Raw genomic sequence first — 19,934 nt, forward strand, 5'->3', positions numbered from 1 at the left:
TTTGGGATTCAGGTGATTGCTTTGCCGATTTCAGCAGCGTGCGCAGCGCCTCCGTCAGGGCTGCGCAGACCAGCGACAAGAAGCGGTTCAACGGCGCTGCCCAAGCGCAACCGTTCTGTGGCATTTTGCTTATCCATGATTGACGGCGGTTGCCGCCGTGGCATGGTTGACCTTGGGGAAGACCGGTCGGCCTGAAGCGTTGATTGTTTTGGGTTCGGCAAGATGCTTGCCCGGAAAGGCTTCGTGTCCATGCTCGACGACCTGACGAACAGGATCTATGAGGCGGCCTTCGTGCCGGATCTCTGGCCTGATGTGCTGGAGGACATCGATGCCGTCTCCGGCTCCGTTGGTGGCGCCGTCTTTCTGTTCGGCGACGACCAGCCGGCACGCGGCAGGGCGATCGAATTCCTGCAGGATTTGCAGGCCGAATTGCTGGCGAGCGATACGCTGCAGTTTTCGGCGGCGGTTTCGCGCATGTGCGCGCTGCAGCCGGCGAGCTTCGTCGACGTCGAGGCCTTCCTGACACCAGAAGAGATCGAGAACGATCCGGTACGCCAGCGGCTGCGCTCCATGGGCATCGGCGCACATGCCTGCACCGCGATACCGATGCCCAGCGGTGAGCTGGCGATTTTCGTCTTTCAGCGACGGCTGGGTGAAGGCGACTACGACCAGAAGAGCCTGGACGTGCTCGATAGCCTCCGGCCAGCCATGGCGCGCGCCGGCCTGATAGCGGGGCGGCTCGGCCTTGAACGTGCCGAGGGGACGGTTGCCGCCATGACGGCAATGGGCCTGCCGGCGGCTGTCCTGTCGCTGAAAGGGCGGGTGATGGTCGCCAACGCGTTGTTCGACGGCCTGTCCTCCCTGTTCCTGCCCACCGCCTTTGGCGGCATGGCTATTGCCGACGCCGAAGCCAATCGGCTGTTCCAGCAGGCCGTCGTCGCCGCGCGCAACGAATTGCAACCGACAGTCCGCTCCATACCGGTGCAGGGTCTGGGCGGCCGGTCGCCGATGATATTGCACATGCTGCCCCTACATCGTTCGGCGCACGAGATCTTTTCGGGCGCCGACATTCTCGTGGCGGCGACGGCGCTCAGCGCGAGTTCCCTTGTGCCTTCGCCAACCCTGCTTGCCGGGCTGTTCGACCTGACGCCGGCCGAGGCGCGCCTGGCCACGGCGCTATCGCAAGGCCATGTGCTCAAAGCCGCGGCAATCGATTCCAACATCACGGAAAAGACCGCCCGGACCTATCTGGAGCGAATATTCGCCAAGACCGGGACACGCCAGCAAAGCCAGCTCGTGGCCCTGCTCAAAAGCGCCGGGCCATTTGGCTAGGTCGCCGGCGGTCTAGGCATTCGAACGCGCTTGCCTCCTGGCTCACGTATCGGGGCCGCCACGCCTTCCCAAAAACGTTGCGAAACAGCAAGGGAACGGTTATACAGGCCGCGAATTTCCCATTTTGGTGGCTCTAAACCACCGCCCGCGCGGGAACGCGGGCGAACGAGAAGGATTTTTTGAAATGGCCAATACGCTGCTGATGCCCAAGGCGACCGCCGTCTGGCTGGTTGACAACACCGCGCTTTCCTTCGAGCAGATCGCGCAGTTCTGCGGGTTGCATCCGCTCGAGGTCAAGGCGATCGCCGATGGCGAATCGGCGCAAGGCATCAAGGGCATGGACCCGATCATGACCGGCCAGCTGACCCGCGACGAGATCGCGCGTGCCGAGAAAGACCCGAACCAGCGCCTGAAGCTTTCCGACCCCAAGGTGCGGGTGCCGGAATCCAAGCGCAAGGGCCCGCGCTACACGCCGCTGTCGAAGCGCCAGGACCGGCCGAATGCCATCCTGTGGCTGGTGCGCAACCATCCTGAATTGAAGGACGCGCAGATTTCGCGTCTCGTCGGCACCACCAAGTCGACTATCGAACAGATCCGTGAACGCAAGCACTGGAATTCGGCCAATCTGCAGCCGATGGACCCGGTGACGCTGGGTCTGGCTTCGCAGATCGATCTCGACATGGAAGTCAACCGCGCCTCGCGCGGCCGCGAGCCGGCGCAGCCGGTCGGCGACACGCTGCTGCCGGCCGCCTTGACCGAACGTCTGGTGCCGGCCCCCGAGAAGCCGAAGGACGAGGATGCCGAACTTGACGCCAACGCCGTGTTCGCCAAGCTCTCGGCGTTGAAGTCGAAGAATACGGACGCTGACGACGACGAGTGAGATCTCGCACCCCTCAATGAAAAAAGCCCGCTTCGAGCGGGCTTTTTTATGGGCTCAGGCAGCTTTAGCTGCGCGCCACGCGGTCCGGCGCCATGCCGTAGTCCTCTGAGCGCTCCACCGCGCGGTAGAAGTCGGCAAGCTGCTTGCCGCGCTCCGGCTTGAAGATGCGGCCGGCGATGACCACCGAGGCGATGCGGTCTATGCGGAAGGCTCGGAAGTCGTCACGCATCTCGCACCAGGCGACCAGCGTCCACACCTTGCCCCAGAACCACAGGCCGAGCGGCCTGATGTCGCGCGCGGTGCTACGGCCGGCCTCATCCGAGTAGTCAACGGTCAGCACCTGGCGCTTTTCCACCGCGCGCTCGATCAGGTCGATCGCCTCGCGGGCGGCGTCGCTGACCACCCACATCGGCGTGTGGATCTCCGTGCGGGCGATGCGATCTTTTTCGGCATCGGGCAGCACGGCGCCGATCTTGACCAGCGCCTCGTCGGCGGCGCGTGCCATGGCGGCGCCGCCAAAGGCGCGCACCATGCGGGCGCCGGCAACCAGCGCCACGATCTCGTCACGCGTGAACATCAGCGGCGGAAGGTCGAAACCCTCCCTCATCATGTATCCAACACCAGCCTCCCCGTCGATCGGCACCCCGGTCGACTGCAGGTCGGCTATGTCGCGATAGATCGTTCGCTCGGAAACCTCGAGCCACGTGCCGAGCTTCTGGGCGGTGACCAGACGGCCACCCCGCAAATGCTGCACGATCTGAAAGAGCCTGTCGGCGCGACGCATCTTTTGCTTCCCCAGTGTTCTTCCCATGCATGCAGTGGTTCCCTGACCGGATCCACTTCCAGATGACATGCATTACGGTTTCAGCCCTTCGTGCTTGCGCTGCACGGCGACGAACTCCGCGCCAAAGGACAGTTTGCTCGTTGTCGGTGTCTTCGCATCAAGCACGCGCCAGAAAGGGGCGATGTCGTTCAGTGCCATGCCGCGCTCAAGGTCCTCATTGGCGGCTTCGGCAACGGTGCGCAGATGATAGCCTATGGTGACCGGGCATGTCACTTCGGCGCCATGTTCAACGGCAAGGGCCGTGCGCAAGGCGCGGACATCCATCTCGACGCCCTTGGGAATCGAGCGGATGAAATCATCGACCTGACGCGCGGTCGGCACCAGCATCGGCTGGCCTTCGACCACGTCACCCATCGTGCGCGGCGTCGGTTTCACGCCATTGATGCCAGGCGTGTTCAGCCTGTCGTTCCAGCTTTTCATCGATCGTCCTCTTCGGCCGGCCATGCGCATTGTCCCACCATCGCATGTGCCTCCTGACAGCATAGTGTCAGGAGGCTTCAGCATACTCCTTCGCAAACAGCGTTCGCATCTGCGCGAGATCGCTGCCTCTTTCGGGATAGAGCGTGTTCAGAAAGGCAAGGGCGAAGGTGCCGGGCGCCGACCCCGGCGCGGAAACGATCCTGCCATCGGCCACGGCATGCGGCACATCCTGATAGTTGCTGTCGCCGGCATAGCCGGCTTCATGGCCGTTGATCCAGTCGCGGCCATTGCTGGTATGCCTGGTGCTCTCGAACATGCCGGCTCGCGCCAGCGCCAGTGTTCCGGCGCAGATGCCGCCAACCACGCCGCCGCGCGTTGAGACGGCATTGAGCAGTTCAGCGACATCCGGCGGCGCCTTGCCCGCCCACTGGTCGGAACCGATGACGGCGATAGCATCGAGATCGGCATTCTCTTCAACGCCGGTCGAGCGGTCGGGTGTCAGCCGAAAACCGCTGATTCCGGTCACCGGCTTGCCTTCGGGAGTCAGCGACACGGCGCGAGCGCCGAACCATTCAACCGCCGAGGCCGCCAGCAAACCGTATTCCCAGTCGGCAAAACCTTCGATGAAGAGGAAGCCGATTGTCTTCTGTTCGGGCATAAGCGCGCTCCATCCCTCGCATGCCGGACCTGATATTTGGGCGCTGGTCCGGCCGCATCCAATATTCGTGTCGAAAAAATAGTTTCAATTGCCGCGGGAGCGACGTTCCGCATACATATCCGGCCAGCCGATATCCTTGCGGATGTCCGCGGGCAGTGCGTTCATGAAGCGCTGCGTGCGGATTTCGTTGCGCATGGTGCGAACCTTGCCGACATAGTGCTGCATGCCGCGCAGAATGGTGTAACCGTTCATAACCAGTCTCCTCTCTCTGATGGAGACACTATCGCATACCTCTCCTGACAGCAGTCTGTCAGGAGCATGTCAGGCGCCAGGCGATAGTTTGGTTCGATGCATCTCCTCAGGGGAAGCCTTGTTTTTCGCTGCCGTCGTGCCTCGCCTCAGCACGCCGGTGGAGCACCGATTGTTCACCAATGAAGAGACAATGAGCGCCGTATTGTTCACATCACGGCGACGGACTGTCAGGATAGGTGGCCTTCAGCGAGGTGGCCGCAGTTCTGATATGAAAGGAGAAAATTCTTCCCCAAAAACAGGGAGACGACCATGAGCTTGCAACTGACAGGAATTCACCATCTGACCGCCATCACAGCCAATGCGCCGGGCAATCTTCACTTCTACACGAAGGTGCTGGGTTTGCGGCTGGTCAAGAAGACGGTCAACCAGGACGACACATCGGCCTATCACCTCTTCTATGCGGACGGCGAGGCAACGCCAGGCACCGATCTCACCTTCTTTGACTGGCCGGTCGGGCGCGAACGGCGCGGCACGAACAGCATTGCGCGAACCAGCCTCAGGGTCGGCAACCCGGAAAGCCTAGCCTGGTGGAAGCAGCATTTGAACGGCGAGAACGTCGTAACGAGCGAGATCGCCGACATCGGAGGCTATCCTTCGTTGGACTTCGAAGATCCCGAGGGCCAGCGGCTGCGGCTGGTCAGCGATGGTGGCAAGGGCGGCAGCCATCCCTGGGCGCAGAGCCCGGTGCCGGCCGAGCATCAGATCCGCGGGCTCGGGCCGATCGTCATCAGTGTTCCCGACATCACCAACACCGAGGCGGTGCTGACCAGGGTGATGAACATGCGCAAGGTCCGCGACTATGCCTCACCTGATGGCGAGGGCCAGGTCCATGTCTTCGAAATGGGCGCGGGCGGTCCGGCGGCGGAACTTCATGTCGCCGTGCAGCCCGGGCTGGCGCCTGCGAGACAAGGCGCCGGCGCGGTTCACCACGTCGCCTTCAGGGCACCGGACCAGGAGACGTTGCATCAATGGACCGCACGTCTGGCCGAATTCCGCCTGCCGTCGAGCGGCGAGGTCGAGCGCTATTACTTCCGCTCGCTCTATTTCCGCGAGCCGAACGGCGTCCTGTTCGAGATCGCCACGGATGGGCCGGGCTTCACCGCCGACGAGCCGCTGGAGACGCTGGGCGAAAGCCTGGCGCTGCCGCCGTTCCTCGAAGCAAAGCGCGCTTCGATCGAAGCGGGCCTCAAGCCGCTGAAGTAGATCGCTTCCCGTCAAAGGCCGACGCCACGTTCGGGATCGTGGCGCCGGCCCTGTCACTTGGCGCGGATGAATGGTGTGCTTTGACACCCGGCCATGATGCTGGTCAAAAAGGCAGCATGTCGAAACTCCTCGCGCCCGCTGCCAGGCCATGACCGTCAGCCAGTCGATCAAGCAGACCGGCTGGACCCGTCTGGCGCAGCGGGGCGATTCCCAGGTGCTGGCTATTTTGGTGGTGGCGGCGATCTCGGCATCGCTGGCCTTCCACAACATCGACTTCCCGTACGGGATCCAGCCGGACGAGCCGCTCAAAGTGGCGTTTGCCGCAGGGCAGCATCACAATTACGCACACCCGCCCTTGTTGATCATACTGGCCCGCTTTGCGGGATGGCTTTCGGGCGCGTCGAACGAACATGACTATCTGCTGGTCGGCCGCAGTGTCAGCGCCTTGGCCTGTGTCACCGCAAGCGTCCTCTTCTACATCGTCTTGCGACGCCACGCGGACAGCATCAATGCCTTGCTGTGGGCCTGTGTCTTTGCGTTGTCGCCCGCCATTGCGGTTCATGCGCATTATTTCAAGGAAGACGCGGTCCTGGTCTTCGCCATCTGTGTCGGGCTGCATGCACTGGTGCGGCTGAAGGAGCATGTCAGCACGGTCAATCTTGTCTATTTCGGATTTGCGCTCGGGCTCGCCGTAACGGCGAAATATGTGGGCGCCGGCAACAGCCTCGTTCTTTTCATCGCGGCGATTGTCTCCTGCCGGCTCAATCTCCGACAAGCCATCATCATTGCCGCCACGGACGCACTTACGGTGGTCGCGATATTCGGCGTGTCGCTGTTGAGTGAGACCGGAAGCGGGCTTTCAACCGTGATCAATGGCCTTGGCACGGAACTGACACACGCTGAAACCGGCCACGACCTCAAGGAGTGGTTCTGGGAGGGCTATGGGCTCACGCATTTCCGCTATCATCTGATCCCCAGCCTCACCGGCCCGACCGTGGCGATAGCCCTTGGCGCAATCGCGATCGCCATCATCGCCGACCGCAACAAATATGTTGCCGCCTACGCCGGCGGGGCGTTCATCTGGCTCTTCCTGCTTGAACTCTCGCCGCTCAAACTCGTCGGCCTGATGCGTTACATCCTGCCGGTCGTTGTCTATCTGCTGCTGGCCGCCGGTATCGCCTGTTCGGGGTCGATCGGGTCCCGGAGCCGGCTGGCGGCGATCGGACTTGGACTTGTCGCCATGGTTGCCAGCGCGCATGCCGGCATGGCCTATGTTGCGAACCTGGATCGGCAAACAGACACCCGATTTGCAGCGATGCGCTTCCTTGAAAAGCAAGGCATCACGCATTTCCTGGTGGATTATCCCATGGGAGAACCGGCACCGCAAACCAGGGATTACCGCGATCTCTCGTCAGCCGACTACCTTGTATCGCAGAAATTTCAGCGATACCTGCGCGGCGGCGGGCTGAGCGCGCAGGACCCGAAAGTATACGAGCTTGCCGGCATGTTTCGCTGTCTCGACGGTCATGTCGCCGCAGAATTTTCGAAACCATATGGAGACTATGGCTACGTCGCCCCGACAGTGAGGATCTATGACCTGCGCGATGCGCGCTCCTGCATCCCTGCGACTGGACCGTAGCTGGCCGAAAGCACATTCGGTTCATTGGGAGACATTCGGGCCTCCGGCTTGGTCGCATTCTTGGGCCTGCATTTCAGACGCAGGTTTTGACAGTCAGCCGCGTTGCTGGTCAAAGGCGGCATGACGAAACTCCTCGCCCTTGTCATTGTCGGCTTCATGGTCATCCAGCTGATCAAACCGATCGGCTGGCCGGGGCTGAAACGCCGCGGCGATTTCTGGAAACTGGCGCTGCTGGCGATGGCGGCGATCTCGCTGGCAGCCGTGCTCGGGCATTTGACATAGGCATTCATAATCACCGGCCCGTCGATGCTCAGCCAGCAAGCACCAGGCCGACGAGATGTTCCGCCCAGGCCCGATAGCCGGCTTCCGAGGCGTGGAATCCGTCCGAGGCAAAACCTGCTTCGGGATTGGTGATCGGCAAGCGCGGGGCCGGCACCGCGCCACGCTCCAGGCAGAGCCGTTCGCCCATCCGGTTCATTGCGGTGGCGCGGATCTCGAGGATCTTGCCGAGCAGTGGCGGCATGGCCGGCGCGCGGGTGAACTCCAGCACCGGCGACCACACCACGCGCGCTTCCGGCCATTTGGCACGCAGGCCATAGAGCAGGCCGCCGAACTCCTTCTTGAAACGCGGCACCGAGTGGAAATTCTTGGTGTCGTTGGTTCCGATGGCGAGCACGATATGCGTCCATGGATCGGCCGACAGATTGGGCAGGACGTGGTCGCGGATCTGGCCCGACGTCGCCGAATTGAAGCCGGCGGCGCGCCAGCGCACGGCGCGGCCTGTGCGTTGCGCAATCAGTATGGCGAGTTGCGCGGCAAGCCCGTCCTCGGAATTGCCGACGCCGACCGAGGCTGCCGAGGAATCACCCAGCACGAGCAGCGAGATATCAGGCGCCTTGCCGGCGAGATCGTGCATGACCGGCCCTTGCGCCGGCAGCATGCGTGAGGTGCGGCGGCGCACGCCCAGCCCCTGCCAGACATAGATTGGGAAGGCGAGCCAGGTGAGAAAGGCGGGGAAGCGCATGGCGGAACCGTGGAATGACCTGCGGCAGGCTTAGCGCATGTTCGGGCCGAGGTGAACGCCTTCAGTCGCAGCAGTCCGGCTTACCGGCCTGCTTGTTCTGATATTCGTCGTGCAGCCGCACCCAGTCCATCAGGCCATGATAGGGGCCGGACTCGTTGCGCCCCTTCGGCGTCATGTCGAGGTAATCATAAGCGCCGATCTGCGCCTCGCCGCCACGGGCGCGCGATGTGAATGTGAGAAAGATGTCGCCGTTCTCATCCTTGTAGAAAACACTGGTGCCGGGCAGCTCCTTCGACGTCCGGGGACGCGTCTCGAAATTGTAGGTGGTGTCGCCGGCCGCGATCTGCCTGTCGGTGAAGGAGACCTGCATGTCGAAGTTGAAATCCGAGGCATAGGACGACACCCAGTCGAACTTCCAGCCCATGCGCTGTCTGTAGGGCAGAAGTTCCGCGAGCGGCGCGCGCGAGATCACCACCAGCGACACGTCATGATGCCTGAGATGCTGGTTGGCGCCGTCGATGTGATCGGCAAGGAAGGAACAACCTTCGCAATGGTGGCTGCAGCCCGGCCCGAACATGAAGTGGTAGACGATCAGCTGGCTGTTGGCGCCAAACAGGTCGGCCAGCTTCTTCGGTCCTTGCTCGGTCTCGAAAACATAGTCCTTCCTGATCTTCAGCCAGGGCAGTTCACGCCGCTCGGCCGCGATGCGCTCGCGAAGCCGAGTCAGTTCCTTCTCGCGGTCCAGATGCGCCTTGTGCGCCTGGAACCAGTCTTCGCGAGAAACGACCTTGTTGCGATGCATGAACCTCTCCCTGTCTGCACCCCAAGGACGTTCGGGATGGGCGCAAACCGACATCGCGGCCGCTAACGCCCAGAGAAAATAAGAATTCGGAGGTCTTGCCCCAAGGCCGAGGCGGACAAACAAAAACCCGGGCGCGCATTGGCCCGGGTTCGAAGATGACGAAAGAACTTGGTTCAGGCCGCCTGTTCGAGGCTCGCCTTCCATTTTCCGAGCGCGGCAAGATGATTCATGTGGGCGCGATGAGTGAAGGCGGCCTGGCCGGCTGCGATGTTAGAGGCCTTGCCGCTCCATGCCTTTTGCGGGGCAGCCTGTAGCGCCCGGCCATAGGAGAAGGTCAGCTTCCACGGATGCGGGCCGATGGCGTTGATAGCGTTGAGGTTGGCGGTCGCTTCCTCGTCCTCTTGGCCGCCGGAGAGAAAGGCGATGCCCGGCACCGCCGCCGGCACTGTCTCGCGGAACAGTTTTATGGTCATCTCGGCGACCTTTTCGGGGCTGTCCACGGTGCCCGACTTCTTGCCCGACAGGACCATGTTGGGCTTCAGGATCGTGCCTTCGAAGACGACGCCAGCCGCATGGAGTTCATCATAAAGCTTGATCAGCGTCGCCTTGGAGACCTCAAAACAAGTGTCGATGTCGTGGGCGCCATCCATCAGCACTTCCGGCTCGACGATCGGCACGATGCCGGCCTCCTGGCAAAGGGCGGCATAGCGGGCGAGCGCATGGGTGTTCGAGTTGATCGAATTGGTTGAAGGCACTCCCTTGCCGGTATCGATGTCGATCACCGCGCGCCATTTGGCAAAGCGGGCGCCAAGCTTGTAGTAGTCAGCCAGGCGCTCGCGCAGGCCGTCGAGGCCCTCGGTGATGGTGTCGCCGGGAAAGCCGGCCAGTGGCTTGGCGCCGGCATCGACCTTGATGCCGGGGATGGAACCGGCCGCCTTGATGATGTCGACCAGCGGCGTGCCGTCGGCGGCCTTCTGGCGGATGGTCTCGTCATAGAGGATGACGCCGGAAATGTACTTTGTCATCGCGTCCTTGGCGCGGAACATCATCTCGCGGTAGTCGCGGCGGCTGTCGGCGGTCGATTCGACGCCGATCACGTCGAAACGCTTCTTGATCGTGCCGGAACTTTCGTCGGCGGCCAGCAGGCCCTTGCCGCCGGCTACGATCGCGGCGGCAATGTCTTCGAGACGTTCGCTCATTCTGCTTCTCCTGAAAGGGGTTCGTTCCGCGCTTAACGGAAGTCTACCGCCAAAGGAATGGCATCGGAAAGCTCGAATCGATTGAAAGTTTCCAGCGTCTCTTTTGGCGCTGTCGCTCCGGTCAGGCCTTCTTCTTCAGCACGTCGACGCCGGGCAGCGGCTTGCCTTCCATCCATTCCAGGAAGGCGCCGCCTGCGGTCGATACATAGGTGAAGTCGTCGGCGACACCGGCATGGTTGAGCGCCGCCACCGTATCGCCGCCACCAGCGACAGAGACCAGCTTGCCGGCCTTGGTGCGCGCCGCCGCGTGTTTTGCGGCAGCGACCGTGGCGCGATCGAACGGCTCGATCTCGAAGGCGCCGAGCGGGCCGTTCCAGACCAGCGTCGCGGCGCGGTCGATCCATTCGCCGATGGTCGTCACGGTCCTGGCGCCGACATCGAGGATCATGCCATCGGCCGGGACGTCGGAGATGGCGACCGTCTCGCAGGCCGCACCCGCCTTGAATTCCTTGGCGACGACGCTGTCGACCGGCAGGATGATGGCGCAGCCGGCCTCGGCCGCCTCGATCATGATCTGCTTGGCGGTCTGGGCGAGGTCATGCTCGCACAGCGACTTGCCGACATCGGTGCCGCGCGCGGCCAGAAACGTGTTGGCCATGCCGCCGCCGATGACCAGCGCGTCGACCTTCTTCACCAGGTTCATCAACAGATCGATCTTGGTCGAGACCTTGGCGCCGCCGACAATGGCAACGACCGGACGGACCGGATTGCCCAGCCCCTTCTCCAACGCTTCGAGCTCGGCCTGCATGGTGCGGCCCGCAAAGGAAGGCAGCAGACGCGCCAGTCCTTCCGTCGAGGAGTGGGCACGGTGCGCGGCCGAAAAGGCATCGTTGACGAAGATGTCACCATTGGCGGCAAGCCTTTCGGTGAAGGCCGGGTCGTTCTTTTCCTCGGCCTTGTAGAAGCGGGTGTTTTCCAAGAGCAGCACGTCGCCCTTCTCCATGGCGGCGACAGCACTTCCCGCGGTATCGCCGACGCAATCCGAGGCAAAGCCGACGGGGCGGCCGAGCACTTGCGCTGTCGCCTTGGCGATCGGCTCGAGCGAGAATTCGGGCGAGGGGCCATCCTTGGGCCGGCCGAAATGAGCCAGCAGGATGACCTTGGCACCCTTGCCGGACAATTCGGCGATGGTCGGCGCGATGCGCTCGATACGGGTGGCGTCGGTGACCTTGCCGTTGGCGACGGGAACGTTGAGGTCGACGCGCACCAGCACGCGCTTGCCGCTGATGTTGCCGATATCGTCGAGTGTCTTGAAGGCGGCCATGCTGGTTCCTTTCCGTGGAAAATCGCCGGGACCATACCTTGCATCAATGACGATGCAAGGCTTGAGCCGAGGTGGGAACGAAATATTGGCGGGGGCGCGAAGGAGCGCGCAGGCGATCGCCGTGTCAGCTCTCGGTCGTTGCCCTTTCTGTCGCCGGCTCCGGGGCTGGTTTCTGGTCTGCCTGAGCCGCTTCCATCTGCGTTTCCGTCGGCTTGCGCCAGTTGCGGATAAAGGCGCTCAGGCGATCGCCCATCTCGCCGGCGCTCAGGAACACCGGCACCCGCGCCACTGGCGCCGTCGGCTCGAAGGAGAGGCCGAGACCCGTGATCTTGCCCTTGTCGTCGACATCCCTGACGATCAGCTCGATCTGGCCGATCAGCACGCGATCGGCGTATTCGGCATGCCCGCCAAGCCGCGCCGTGACCAGGGCGCCGACGGTCTGCTTCTGCTCCGCCTCGGTCAGGCCCGGCGTGTAGGCCGCCTCAAGCTCGGCGGCGGAGCGGGCCGGGTCGACGGCGAAGGCGCCGAAGAAATCGGCATCCTCGGGGTCGACGACGGCGCGGCTGGCAAACAGCTTGTCGAGCAGGCGTGGATAGCGGTCCGGTACGAAAATGTAGACCTGGTCGCCGGCGGCGAGTCGGCCCATGTCCTGGAAGCGCATCGAGCGGCCGTCGCGCAGCACCAATGAAGGCCGCGCCCAGCGCGGAATGCGTTCGCCGCGCGCCACCGGGCTGCCGGGTGCGACGCGATAGGCGAGAAGCTCGTGGTGGGCGGAGCCCGGCAGTTCAAGTTCGACCTTGTCCAGCGGCCCAAGGCGCGCCGGTACGATGAGGCCAAGGCGGCGCGCCAGCGGACCGACCGTCCAGCCCTGGATGACCAGCGACACCAGCACGATGATGAAGGCGGTGTTGAAGATGATGCGGCCGTTTTCCAGCCCGCCGAGCAGCGGCGTGATGGCGAGCAGGATCGAGACGGCACCGCGCAGCCCGACCCAGGACACGAAGGCGACTTCTGGGCGGGGCAAGCGGAACGGGATCAGGCAGAGCCAGACCGCGATCGGGCGGGCTACGAACATCAGGAACAGGCCAAGCGCTATCGCCGGCACCATGATGGCCGGGAACTGCGACGGCGTCGCGAACAGGCCAAGGATCAGGAACATGATGATCTGCGCCAGCCACGACATGCCGTCCTGGAAGCGCTTCAGGATGGTAACGGCGCGGATGTCGGAATTGCCGGCAATGAGACCGGCGATATAGACCGCCAGGAATCCCGAACCGCCGATGGCGCCGGCCGCGGCGAATACCATCAGCGACAGGGTCAGCACGAAAATCGGCAGCAGGCCATGGTCGAGATTGAGCCGGTCGACGAGGCGCACGATGGCAAGGCCGCCCAGCACGCCGACGAGTGCGCCAAGGCCCATGTTGAGGAAGAAGCCAAGGATCAGGCTGGTGAGCAGGACATTGGTTTCGGGGTTGGCGTGCGCAGCGATGATCTCGACCAGCGTGATGGTCAGGAAGATGGCGATCGGGTCGTTGGTGCCGGATTCCACCTCGAGCGTTGAACGCACGCGCTCGCGTAGATTGATCTCGCCGGCGCGCAGCAGGAAGAACACCGCCGCGGCGTCGGTCGAGGCGACCGCGGCACCGAGCAGGAAGGATTCCAGCCAGCTGAGGTTGAGCAGATAGTGGGCGGCGGCGCCGAAGAGCCCGGTGGTGAGAAGCACGCCGACGGTTGCCAGCGACAGCGCCGGGCCAGCCGCCTGCCGCAAGGCGTTGAGGGGCGTGCCGAAACCGGAATCAAACAGGATGACGGCGAGCGCCAGTGAGCCGGCAAAATAAGCGATGCGGGCGTTGTCGAACTCGATGCCGAGGCCGTCTGTGCCGGTGGCAAGCCCGATGCAGAGAAACAGAAGCAGGAGCGGGGCGCCGAAGCGGAAGGCAATCAGGCTCGAAAACGCGGCGGCGACGACAAGAGCTGTGCCAACCAGCGTGACGAGATAGATCGCATGCTCCATCCGTGATTTGCCCCTCGAATTCCTCTGCCTTACCGATTCAAGGGAGAGTGGGGCGAAGGCATGGCCAGTGCAAGGCGGGAGGGTGGTTTTTTGCCCCGAGCTGCTGATTTTCCGCTGTTCCGGCAAATGAAAAACGCCCGGACAAAGCCGGGCGTTTCAAGTCTTGAGAAGGTGAGCCTTCAGATCAGGCGATGGTCTTGCCGAAGGCGACCGCAGTGTCGCCCATGCGGTTGGAGAAGCCCCATTCATTGTCATACCAGGACAGCACCGAAACGAAGTTGCCGTCCATCACCTTGGTCTGGTCGAGCGCCAGAATCGACGAACGCGGATCATGGTTGAAATCGATCGAGACATTCGGGTGATGGGTGACGCCGAGAATGCCCTTGAGCTTGCCGTTGGAGGCGGCGATGACCGCTTCGTTGATTTCCTGGACCGTGGTGGCGCGCTTGGCGATGAACTTGAAGTCGACGACCGAGACGTTCGGGGTCGGCACGCGGATCGAGATGCCGTCGAGCTTGCCCTTCAGGTCGGGCAGGACGAGGCCGATCGCCTTGGCGGCACCGGTCGAGGTCGGGATCTGCGACAGGGCGGCGGCGCGGGCCCGGTAGAGATCCTTGTGCATGGTGTCCAGCGTCGGCTGGTCGCCCGTGTAGGAATGGATCGTCGTCATCATGCCTTTTTCGATGCCGACCGTCTCGTGCAGCACGGCGGCCAGCGGAGCCAGGCAATTGGTGGTGCAGGACGCGTTGGAGATGACGATGTGGTCCTTGGTCAGTTTGTCGTGGTTGATGCCGTAGACCACGGTCAGGTCAGCACCATCGGCAGGTGCCGAAACCAGCACGCGCTTGGCGCCGGCGGTCAGGTGCGCGGCAGCCTTGTCGCGGGCGGTGAAGATGCCGGTGCATTCGAGCGCGATGTCGACGCCGAGTTCCTTCCACGGCAGCTGGCTCGGATCCTTGATCGCGGTGACCTTGAACTTTTCCTTGCCGACGGTGATCTGGTCTCCATCGACACTGACCTCATGCGGGAAGCGGCCATGCACGCTGTCATAGCGGAGCAGATGGGCGTTGGTCTCGACCGGGCCGAGATCGTTGACGGCGACGACGTCGATATCCTTGCGGCCGGATTCATGGATGGCGCGCAGGATGTTGCGGCCAATGCGGCCGAATCCGTTGATGGCAACTCTGACGGTCATTTTTCTCTCCCTGGGAGCTGGAAGGTAATTTGGTCCGCAGCTTCATAGCGGCGGACGGCCGAAGAATCCAGCCATCCAAGGCATGGATTTAAATCGATTAGGTTAGGCCAGCCCGGCGAAATCGCTTTGCGCGATCTCGCCGGATCATTTTGTCTCGTGCATGTCGTTGTCCCAAAACCGCGATACGCTTTTGGGCGACATGCACTGCCTTACTTGGCGTGCAGGCGGGCTTCCGCTGCCTTGGCCGCTGCCTCTGCGGTGATGCCGAAATGCGGGTAGAGCTGCTCGATGGTGCCCGAGGCGCCGAAGCCGGTCATGCCGATGAAGATGCCGTCCGAGCCGATGAGGTGATCCCAGCCCTGACGGATACCGGCCTCGATCGCCATCTTGATCGGCGCATTGCCGATCGTCTTCTTGCGATAGTCGTCGCTCTGCTTGTCGAACAGTTCGAAGCAAGGCACCGAGACGACGCGGGTCGGATGGCCGTGCTTTTCCAACAAGTCACGGGCACCAAGGGCGATCTCGATCTCGGAGCCGGTGGCGAAGATCGTCACCGCTGCCTCGCCATTGGCCGCTGCCAGTTCGTAGGCGCCCTGGCTGCTCAGGTTCTTGGCCGAGTGCTCGGTGCGCACCGTCGGCAGGTTCTGGCGGGTCAGCGCCAGGGTCGACGGCGTCTTTTCGGATTCGATGGCGATCTGCCAGCATTCGGCGGTTTCCACCGCGTCGGCCGGACGGAAGACATTGTGGTTGGGGATGGCGCGCAGGGCCGCCAGATGCTCGACCGGCTGGTGCGTCGGGCCATCTTCGCCCAGACCAATGGAATCATGGGTCATGACGAAGATCGAGCGGATGCCCATCAGCGAGGAAAGCCGCATCGAGGGACGGGCATAGTCGGAGAAGCACATGAAGGTGCCGCCATAGGCGATGAGGCCGCCATACAGCGTCAGGCCGTTGATCGCCGCCGCCATGCCATGCTCGCGGATGCCATAGTGGACATAGCGCTGGCCATAATCGTCCGGCGTGATGTTCTTGGTCTGGCTGGTCTTTGTGTTGTTGGAGCCGGTCAGGTCGGCGGAGCCGCCGATGGTTTCCGGCACCGCGCCGTTGATGACTTCCAGCGCCATTTCCGACGATTTGCGGGTGGCGACCTTCGGCTTGTCGGCCGAGAGTTTCTTCTTGTAGTCGGCGATGACGGCGTCGAAGTTGGACGGCAGCTTGCCGGCGATCCGGCGCTCGAACTCGGCCTTGAGCTTGGGCTCGGCCTTGGCCAGGCGGGCTTCCCAGTCGGCGCGCGGCTTGGCGCCGGACTTGCCGGCGGTACGCCAGGCGTCGAGGATGTCGGCCGGAATCTCGAAGGGCGGCGAATCCCAATTGAAGAACTTGCGCGCGCCGGCGATCTCGTCGGCGCCGAGCGGCGATCCGTGCGCCTTGTTGGTGCCGGCCTTGGTCGGTGCGCCGAAGCCGATGGTCGTCTTGCAGGCGATCATCGTCGGCTTGTCGGAATGGCGGGCGGCTTCGATGGCATAGGCGATGGCTTCGGGATCGGTGCCGTCGATGTGGCTGGCGTTCCAGCCGGAGGCCTGGAAGCGGGCGACCTGGTCGGTGTTGTCGGACAGCGAGACCGGACCGTCGATCGAGATGTTGTTGTTGTCCCAGAAGACGATCAGCCTGTTGAGCTTGAGATGGCCGGCAAGCGCGATGGCTTCCTGGGAAACGCCTTCCATCAGGCAGCCGTCGCCGGCCAGCACGTAGGTGTAGTGGTTGACGAGGTCGTTGCCGAAGGCCGCGTTCATGATGCGCTCGCCGAGCGCGAAGCCTACCGAATTGGCCAGACCCTGGCCGAGCGGGCCGGTCGTCGTCTCGATGCCGGTGGCGTGACCGTATTCGGGATGGCCGGCGGTCTTCGAGCCCAGCTGGCGGAAATGCTTGATCTGGTCGATGGTCATGTCTTCGTAGCCGGTCAGATGCAGCAACGAATAGAGCAGCATCGAGCCATGGCCGGCCGACAGGATGAAGCGGTCGCGATCGGGCCAGTGCGGCGCCTTGGGGTCGTATTTCAGGAAGCGCGTGAACAGCACCGTGGCGATGTCGGCGCAGCCCATCGGCAGGCCAGGATGGCCGGACTGGGCCTTCTCGACCGCGTCCATGGAGAGAAAGCGGATCGCATTGGCCATCCGGTCATGTTGTTCACGCGACGTCATGGTTCCTCCAGAAATGGGGTTTGGGGGCTTGGGAGAGCCCTCGAAAAGGGTGCGCGACACATAGCAGGCGCGGGCTTTTAGTCAACAAACCGGTGCGTATTTGCCGGTCTTGTGATGCTGGCAGCGGGCCTACATTAGCGTTAGCGGGGGACAGTCGCGAGAGCTTTGTTGACGTTGCCTTCACCCGGTGCCTAATGTTTCCGGGATAACGCGTTCTGAACGCGAACGATTCGGTGATGGGCAGGGCACAGGACGAAGGCCATGACCGGGGAAACCACGCTCAAGGAAGTGATCGCCAGGCTGGGCAAGGCCATCGAGGGGCTGGAAAATGCCGTCGCCGCCAAGCTCGAGCATGAGCGCGACTACTCGGAAGCCGAGGCCGAGGTGCAGCGGATGAATGCCGATCGCTCCCGGCTGGCGCAGGAGCTCGACAATTCTGAAGCGCGCGCCGAACGGCTGGAAGATGCCAACAAGGAAGTCTCGCGACGGCTGGTGACCGCGATGGAAACCATCCGCGCCGTGTTGGACAGATAGGAGCTGGCCCGATGGCACAGGTCACGGTTTCAATCGACGGCAAGCAGTATCGCATGGCCTGCGACGAGGGCCAGGAAGAGCATCTGATCGACCTTGCCGAGCGTTTCGACCGCTATGTCTCGCATCTGAAGGATTCTTTTGGCGAGATCGGTGACCAGCGACTGACCGTCATGGCCGGTATCATGGTGATGGACGAGCTCTCGGAGTTGCAGAAACGCGTCAAGGGCATGGAAAGCGAAGTGCTGACCTTGCGCAAGACGCGCGACGAGGCACTGACCAAGGCCGACAAGAATGACGGCGTGCTGACCAACGCGCTTGGCGCCCTGGCACAGCGCATGGAAGACCTGACGGCGACGCTGGCGGTCAGCAAGGCCTGACGCGGCGCGCAGCGGCATTCCCCCTGGTGAAGATGATCAGGCTAACGCGCTCGCAGAACGAAAATGCTCGTTCCGATGCCGACAAGAGTTTCCTATTATCTTGCAGCCGCGATTTTTGCGCTAAGATGCGGTGATGCCAGGGCGAGGACGCTTTGACGGCAGCGTGATTTGCCGCTCTCGCTCCTGACCAGATTAGTTACAGGCGACCAGATTAGTTACAGGGGAAATGTGCCATGAGCCTTCGTATCAACGATATCGCGCCCGACTTCACCGCCGAGACCACGCAAGGGACGATCAGCTTCCATGACTGGATCGGCGACGGCTGGGCCCTCTTGTTCAGCCATCCGAAGAACTTCACGCCGGTCTGCACGACCGAACTCGGCACCGTGGCCGGGCTGGAGGGCGAGTTCAAGAAACGCAACGTCAAGATCATCGGCACTTCGGTCGATCCGGTTGCAAGCCACGACAAGTGGCAGGCCGACATCAAGACGGCGACCGGCCATGAGGTGCACTATCCGCTGATCGGCGACAAGGACCTCAAGGTCGCCAAGCTCTATGACATGCTACCGGCCGGCGCCGGCGACACTTCGGAGGGCCGCACGCCCGCCGACAACGCCACCGTGCGCTCGGTCTATCTCATCGGGCCGGACAAGAAGATCAAGCTGGTGCTGACCTATCCGATGACCACCGGCCGTAACTTCGACGAGATCCTGCGCGTCATCGATTCCATCCAGCTGACCGCCAAGCACCAGGTGGCGACGCCGGCCAACTGGAAGCAGGGCGAGGACGTCATCATCACCGCCGCCGTTTCCAACGAGGATGCGATCAAGCGTTTCGGCGCCTACGAGACCATCCTGCCGTATCTCAGGAAGACCAAGCAGCCTTCCGCCTAGAGTTTTCTCGATCGGGCGTTTTCAGTTTTTGTCCTGTTTCTAGCAAGGCGTACTTGACCGGTTCGTCCTGCTAGATGACCATGCTCTTGTTTCATCCAGACAGAGAAAATCATTCCTGTCAGAGCAAGCGGGAGGGGCCGACATTGGACATCGCTTCGGCCAAACCGCAAGTCACCGGCTTCCATGACAAGCCGACCGGAGCCATCCAGTACGTCGTCGCCGACCCGGCGACGAAAAGCTGCGCCGTCATCGACCCGATCCTCGATTTCGACGAAAAGTCCGGCGCAACGGCGACGAAGAACGCCGACGCCTTGCTCGAATTCATCCGGGCAAACGGACTGAAGCTCGAGTGGATTCTCGACACCCATCCCCATGCCGACCATTTCTCGGCCGCGCACTACCTGAAACAGAAGACCGGGGCGCCGACCGCGATCGGCCTAGGGATCGTCGACGTCCAGAACCTGTGGAAGGTGATCTACAATTGGCCGGATTTTCCCGCCGACGGCTCGCAGTGGGACAGGCTGTTCGCAGAGGGCGAGACCTTCCGGGTCGGCAGCCTTCCGGTCAAGGTGCTGTTCTCACCTGGACATACGCTGGCCTCGATCAGCTATGTGATCGGCGACGCCGCCTTCGTGCATGACACGCTGTTCATGCCGGACAGCGGCACGGCAAGGGCCGACTTTCCCGGCGGCAGCGCCGCGCGGCTGTGGCGCTCGATCCAGGACATACTGGCCTTGCCGGAGGAGACGCGCGTTTTCGTCGGCCACGACTATCAGGCCGGTGGCCGCGAACCCTTGTGGGAAAGCACGGTGGCGGCGCAGAGGGCGACAAACATTCATCTTGTTGCCGCGCGCACCGAAGCCGAGTTCGTCGCCTTGCGCCAGGCGCGCGACCGGACATTGCCGATGCCGCGGCTGATCCTGCATGCGCTGCAGGTCAACATGAACGGCGGACGGTTGCCGGAGCCGGAAGCCAATGGCCGGCGGTATCTGAAGTTTCCGCTCGACGCACTCTGAAGTAACGCGCCACACTGGCTCAAGACACAAAAAAGCGGCGCCAGTTTCCTGACGCCGCCTTGATGTC

Annotated in this window: 20 protein-coding genes; 9 read left to right on the forward strand and 11 right to left on the reverse strand. The window is 62.8% G+C overall.

The features are described 5' to 3' along the window. Positions 1 to 249 precede the first annotated feature (249 nt). Both ACZYHG_RS10035 and ACZYHG_RS10040 read left to right on the forward strand, forming a co-directional pair. Positions 250 to 1,332 carry a helix-turn-helix transcriptional regulator gene (locus tag ACZYHG_RS10035; RefSeq protein ID WP_464614656.1) on the forward strand — a complete coding sequence of 361 codons (1,083 nt, stop codon included), beginning with the start codon at positions 250 to 252 and terminating at the stop codon, positions 1,330 to 1,332. Positions 1,333 to 1,516: 184 nt separating this feature from the next. Then, positions 1,517 to 2,212 carry a DUF1013 domain-containing protein gene (locus ACZYHG_RS10040; protein WP_027031516.1) on the forward strand — a complete coding sequence of 232 codons (696 nt, stop codon included), beginning with the start codon at positions 1,517 to 1,519 and terminating at the stop codon, positions 2,210 to 2,212. 64 nt (positions 2,213 to 2,276) lie between these two features. Here the strand turns inward: ACZYHG_RS10040 and ACZYHG_RS10045 are convergent, their stop codons facing one another. The 4 genes from ACZYHG_RS10045 to ACZYHG_RS10060 all read right to left on the reverse strand — a co-directional run bounded on the left by ACZYHG_RS10045 (position 2,277) and on the right by ACZYHG_RS10060 (position 4,386). Continuing rightward, the gene (locus tag ACZYHG_RS10045) at positions 2,277 to 2,996 is read right to left on the reverse strand and encodes a helix-turn-helix transcriptional regulator (protein ID WP_027031515.1); all 720 of its coding nucleotides are present in this window, start codon (positions 2,994 to 2,996) and stop codon (positions 2,277 to 2,279) included. A 72-nt stretch (positions 2,997 to 3,068) separates the two neighbouring features. After that, positions 3,069 to 3,476, reverse strand: a complete 408-nt coding sequence (locus ACZYHG_RS10050; protein ID WP_464613653.1) for a hypothetical protein — start codon at positions 3,474 to 3,476, stop codon at positions 3,069 to 3,071. Positions 3,477 to 3,543: 67 nt separating this feature from the next. After that, entirely contained in the window at positions 3,544 to 4,134 is a 591-nt protein-coding gene (locus tag ACZYHG_RS10055; RefSeq protein ID WP_464613654.1) for a DJ-1/PfpI family protein, read from the reverse strand. 84 nt (positions 4,135 to 4,218) lie between these two features. Next, positions 4,219 to 4,386, reverse strand: coding sequence for a hypothetical protein (locus ACZYHG_RS10060; RefSeq protein WP_080680850.1), 168 nt, complete (start codon positions 4,384 to 4,386; stop codon positions 4,219 to 4,221). A gap of 309 nt (positions 4,387 to 4,695) precedes the next feature. Here ACZYHG_RS10060 and ACZYHG_RS10065 point away from each other — a divergent pair, with 309 nt between their 5' ends. From ACZYHG_RS10065 to ACZYHG_RS10075, 3 genes are all read left to right on the forward strand, one after another. Then, positions 4,696 to 5,649 (forward strand): ring-cleaving dioxygenase, encoded by a 954-nt coding sequence (locus ACZYHG_RS10065; protein WP_464613655.1) that lies wholly within the window; start codon positions 4,696 to 4,698, stop codon positions 5,647 to 5,649. A gap of 148 nt (positions 5,650 to 5,797) precedes the next feature. After that, positions 5,798 to 7,288: an ArnT family glycosyltransferase gene (locus tag ACZYHG_RS10070; protein ID WP_464613656.1), complete on the forward strand. Its 1,491-nt coding sequence runs from the start codon at positions 5,798 to 5,800 to the stop codon at positions 7,286 to 7,288. A gap of 120 nt (positions 7,289 to 7,408) precedes the next feature. Next, entirely contained in the window at positions 7,409 to 7,570 is a 162-nt protein-coding gene (locus ACZYHG_RS10075) for a hypothetical protein (protein WP_080512074.1), read from the forward strand. Positions 7,571 to 7,598: 28 nt separating this feature from the next. On the opposite strand, the gene ACZYHG_RS10080 is transcribed toward ACZYHG_RS10075, so the two are convergent. The 7 genes from ACZYHG_RS10080 to tkt all read right to left on the reverse strand — a co-directional run bounded on the left by ACZYHG_RS10080 (position 7,599) and on the right by tkt (position 17,047). Next, the gene (locus ACZYHG_RS10080) at positions 7,599 to 8,312 is read right to left on the reverse strand and encodes an SGNH/GDSL hydrolase family protein (RefSeq protein WP_464613657.1); all 714 of its coding nucleotides are present in this window, start codon (positions 8,310 to 8,312) and stop codon (positions 7,599 to 7,601) included. A gap of 61 nt (positions 8,313 to 8,373) precedes the next feature. Then, positions 8,374 to 9,114 carry a DUF899 domain-containing protein gene (locus ACZYHG_RS10085; RefSeq protein WP_464613658.1) on the reverse strand — a complete coding sequence of 247 codons (741 nt, stop codon included), beginning with the start codon at positions 9,112 to 9,114 and terminating at the stop codon, positions 8,374 to 8,376. 173 nt (positions 9,115 to 9,287) lie between these two features. After that, positions 9,288 to 10,313: a class I fructose-bisphosphate aldolase gene (locus ACZYHG_RS10090; protein WP_464613659.1), complete on the reverse strand. Its 1,026-nt coding sequence runs from the start codon at positions 10,311 to 10,313 to the stop codon at positions 9,288 to 9,290. 121 nt (positions 10,314 to 10,434) lie between these two features. Continuing rightward, entirely contained in the window at positions 10,435 to 11,637 is a 1,203-nt protein-coding gene (locus tag ACZYHG_RS10095) for a phosphoglycerate kinase (RefSeq protein ID WP_464613660.1), read from the reverse strand. A 124-nt stretch (positions 11,638 to 11,761) separates the two neighbouring features. Continuing rightward, complete coding sequence (locus ACZYHG_RS10100; RefSeq protein WP_464613661.1) at positions 11,762 to 13,651, reverse strand: potassium/proton antiporter; 1,890 nt, start codon at positions 13,649 to 13,651, stop codon at positions 11,762 to 11,764. Between the two features lie 184 nt (positions 13,652 to 13,835). Then, entirely contained in the window at positions 13,836 to 14,846 is a 1,011-nt protein-coding gene (gene gap / locus ACZYHG_RS10105) for a type I glyceraldehyde-3-phosphate dehydrogenase (RefSeq protein ID WP_464613662.1), read from the reverse strand. Positions 14,847 to 15,055: 209 nt separating this feature from the next. Continuing rightward, positions 15,056 to 17,047, reverse strand: a complete 1,992-nt coding sequence (gene tkt / locus ACZYHG_RS10110) for a transketolase (protein ID WP_464613663.1) — start codon at positions 17,045 to 17,047, stop codon at positions 15,056 to 15,058. A gap of 261 nt (positions 17,048 to 17,308) precedes the next feature. On the opposite strand from tkt, the gene ACZYHG_RS10115 reads away from it, so the two are divergent. The 4 genes from ACZYHG_RS10115 (at position 17,309) to ACZYHG_RS10130 (ending at position 19,867) form a co-directional block, all read left to right on the forward strand. Next, positions 17,309 to 17,581 (forward strand): DUF4164 domain-containing protein, encoded by a 273-nt coding sequence (locus tag ACZYHG_RS10115; protein ID WP_006200774.1) that lies wholly within the window; start codon positions 17,309 to 17,311, stop codon positions 17,579 to 17,581. Between the two features lie 11 nt (positions 17,582 to 17,592). Beyond that, complete coding sequence (locus ACZYHG_RS10120) at positions 17,593 to 17,958, forward strand: cell division protein ZapA (RefSeq protein WP_464613664.1); 366 nt, start codon at positions 17,593 to 17,595, stop codon at positions 17,956 to 17,958. Positions 17,959 to 18,191: 233 nt separating this feature from the next. Further along, positions 18,192 to 18,851 carry a peroxiredoxin gene (locus ACZYHG_RS10125; RefSeq protein WP_027031502.1) on the forward strand — a complete coding sequence of 220 codons (660 nt, stop codon included), beginning with the start codon at positions 18,192 to 18,194 and terminating at the stop codon, positions 18,849 to 18,851. 143 nt (positions 18,852 to 18,994) lie between these two features. Beyond that, positions 18,995 to 19,867 carry an MBL fold metallo-hydrolase gene (locus tag ACZYHG_RS10130; RefSeq protein ID WP_464613665.1) on the forward strand — a complete coding sequence of 291 codons (873 nt, stop codon included), beginning with the start codon at positions 18,995 to 18,997 and terminating at the stop codon, positions 19,865 to 19,867. Positions 19,868 to 19,934 lie beyond the last annotated feature (67 nt).

The sequence above is a fragment of the Mesorhizobium subarcticum genome (assembly GCF_055456085.1).

What these genes read in the sequence shown, in the direction of transcription:
- ACZYHG_RS10035 (WP_464614656.1), top strand. Translation starts at nt 250, where the DNA reads ATGCTCGACGACCTGACGAACAGGATCTATGAGGCGGCCTTCGTGCCG.
- ACZYHG_RS10040 (WP_027031516.1), top strand. Translation starts at nt 1,517, where the DNA reads ATGGCCAATACGCTGCTGATGCCCAAGGCGACCGCCGTCTGGCTGGTT.
- ACZYHG_RS10045 (WP_027031515.1), bottom strand. Translation starts at nt 2,996, where the DNA reads ATGCGTCGCGCCGACAGGCTCTTTCAGATCGTGCAGCATTTGCGGGGT.
- ACZYHG_RS10050 (WP_464613653.1), bottom strand. Translation starts at nt 3,476, where the DNA reads ATGAAAAGCTGGAACGACAGGCTGAACACGCCTGGCATCAATGGCGTG.
- ACZYHG_RS10055 (WP_464613654.1), bottom strand. Translation starts at nt 4,134, where the DNA reads ATGCCCGAACAGAAGACAATCGGCTTCCTCTTCATCGAAGGTTTTGCC.
- ACZYHG_RS10060 (WP_080680850.1), bottom strand. Translation starts at nt 4,386, where the DNA reads ATGAACGGTTACACCATTCTGCGCGGCATGCAGCACTATGTCGGCAAG.
- ACZYHG_RS10065 (WP_464613655.1), top strand. Translation starts at nt 4,696, where the DNA reads ATGAGCTTGCAACTGACAGGAATTCACCATCTGACCGCCATCACAGCC.
- ACZYHG_RS10070 (WP_464613656.1), top strand. Translation starts at nt 5,798, where the DNA reads ATGACCGTCAGCCAGTCGATCAAGCAGACCGGCTGGACCCGTCTGGCG.
- ACZYHG_RS10075 (WP_080512074.1), top strand. Translation starts at nt 7,409, where the DNA reads ATGACGAAACTCCTCGCCCTTGTCATTGTCGGCTTCATGGTCATCCAG.
- ACZYHG_RS10080 (WP_464613657.1), bottom strand. Translation starts at nt 8,312, where the DNA reads ATGCGCTTCCCCGCCTTTCTCACCTGGCTCGCCTTCCCAATCTATGTC.
- ACZYHG_RS10085 (WP_464613658.1), bottom strand. Translation starts at nt 9,114, where the DNA reads ATGCATCGCAACAAGGTCGTTTCTCGCGAAGACTGGTTCCAGGCGCAC.
- ACZYHG_RS10090 (WP_464613659.1), bottom strand. Translation starts at nt 10,313, where the DNA reads ATGAGCGAACGTCTCGAAGACATTGCCGCCGCGATCGTAGCCGGCGGC.
- ACZYHG_RS10095 (WP_464613660.1), bottom strand. Translation starts at nt 11,637, where the DNA reads ATGGCCGCCTTCAAGACACTCGACGATATCGGCAACATCAGCGGCAAG.
- ACZYHG_RS10100 (WP_464613661.1), bottom strand. Translation starts at nt 13,651, where the DNA reads ATGGAGCATGCGATCTATCTCGTCACGCTGGTTGGCACAGCTCTTGTC.
- gap (WP_464613662.1), bottom strand. Translation starts at nt 14,846, where the DNA reads ATGACCGTCAGAGTTGCCATCAACGGATTCGGCCGCATTGGCCGCAAC.
- tkt (WP_464613663.1), bottom strand. Translation starts at nt 17,047, where the DNA reads ATGACGTCGCGTGAACAACATGACCGGATGGCCAATGCGATCCGCTTT.
- ACZYHG_RS10115 (WP_006200774.1), top strand. Translation starts at nt 17,309, where the DNA reads ATGACCGGGGAAACCACGCTCAAGGAAGTGATCGCCAGGCTGGGCAAG.
- ACZYHG_RS10120 (WP_464613664.1), top strand. Translation starts at nt 17,593, where the DNA reads ATGGCACAGGTCACGGTTTCAATCGACGGCAAGCAGTATCGCATGGCC.
- ACZYHG_RS10125 (WP_027031502.1), top strand. Translation starts at nt 18,192, where the DNA reads ATGAGCCTTCGTATCAACGATATCGCGCCCGACTTCACCGCCGAGACC.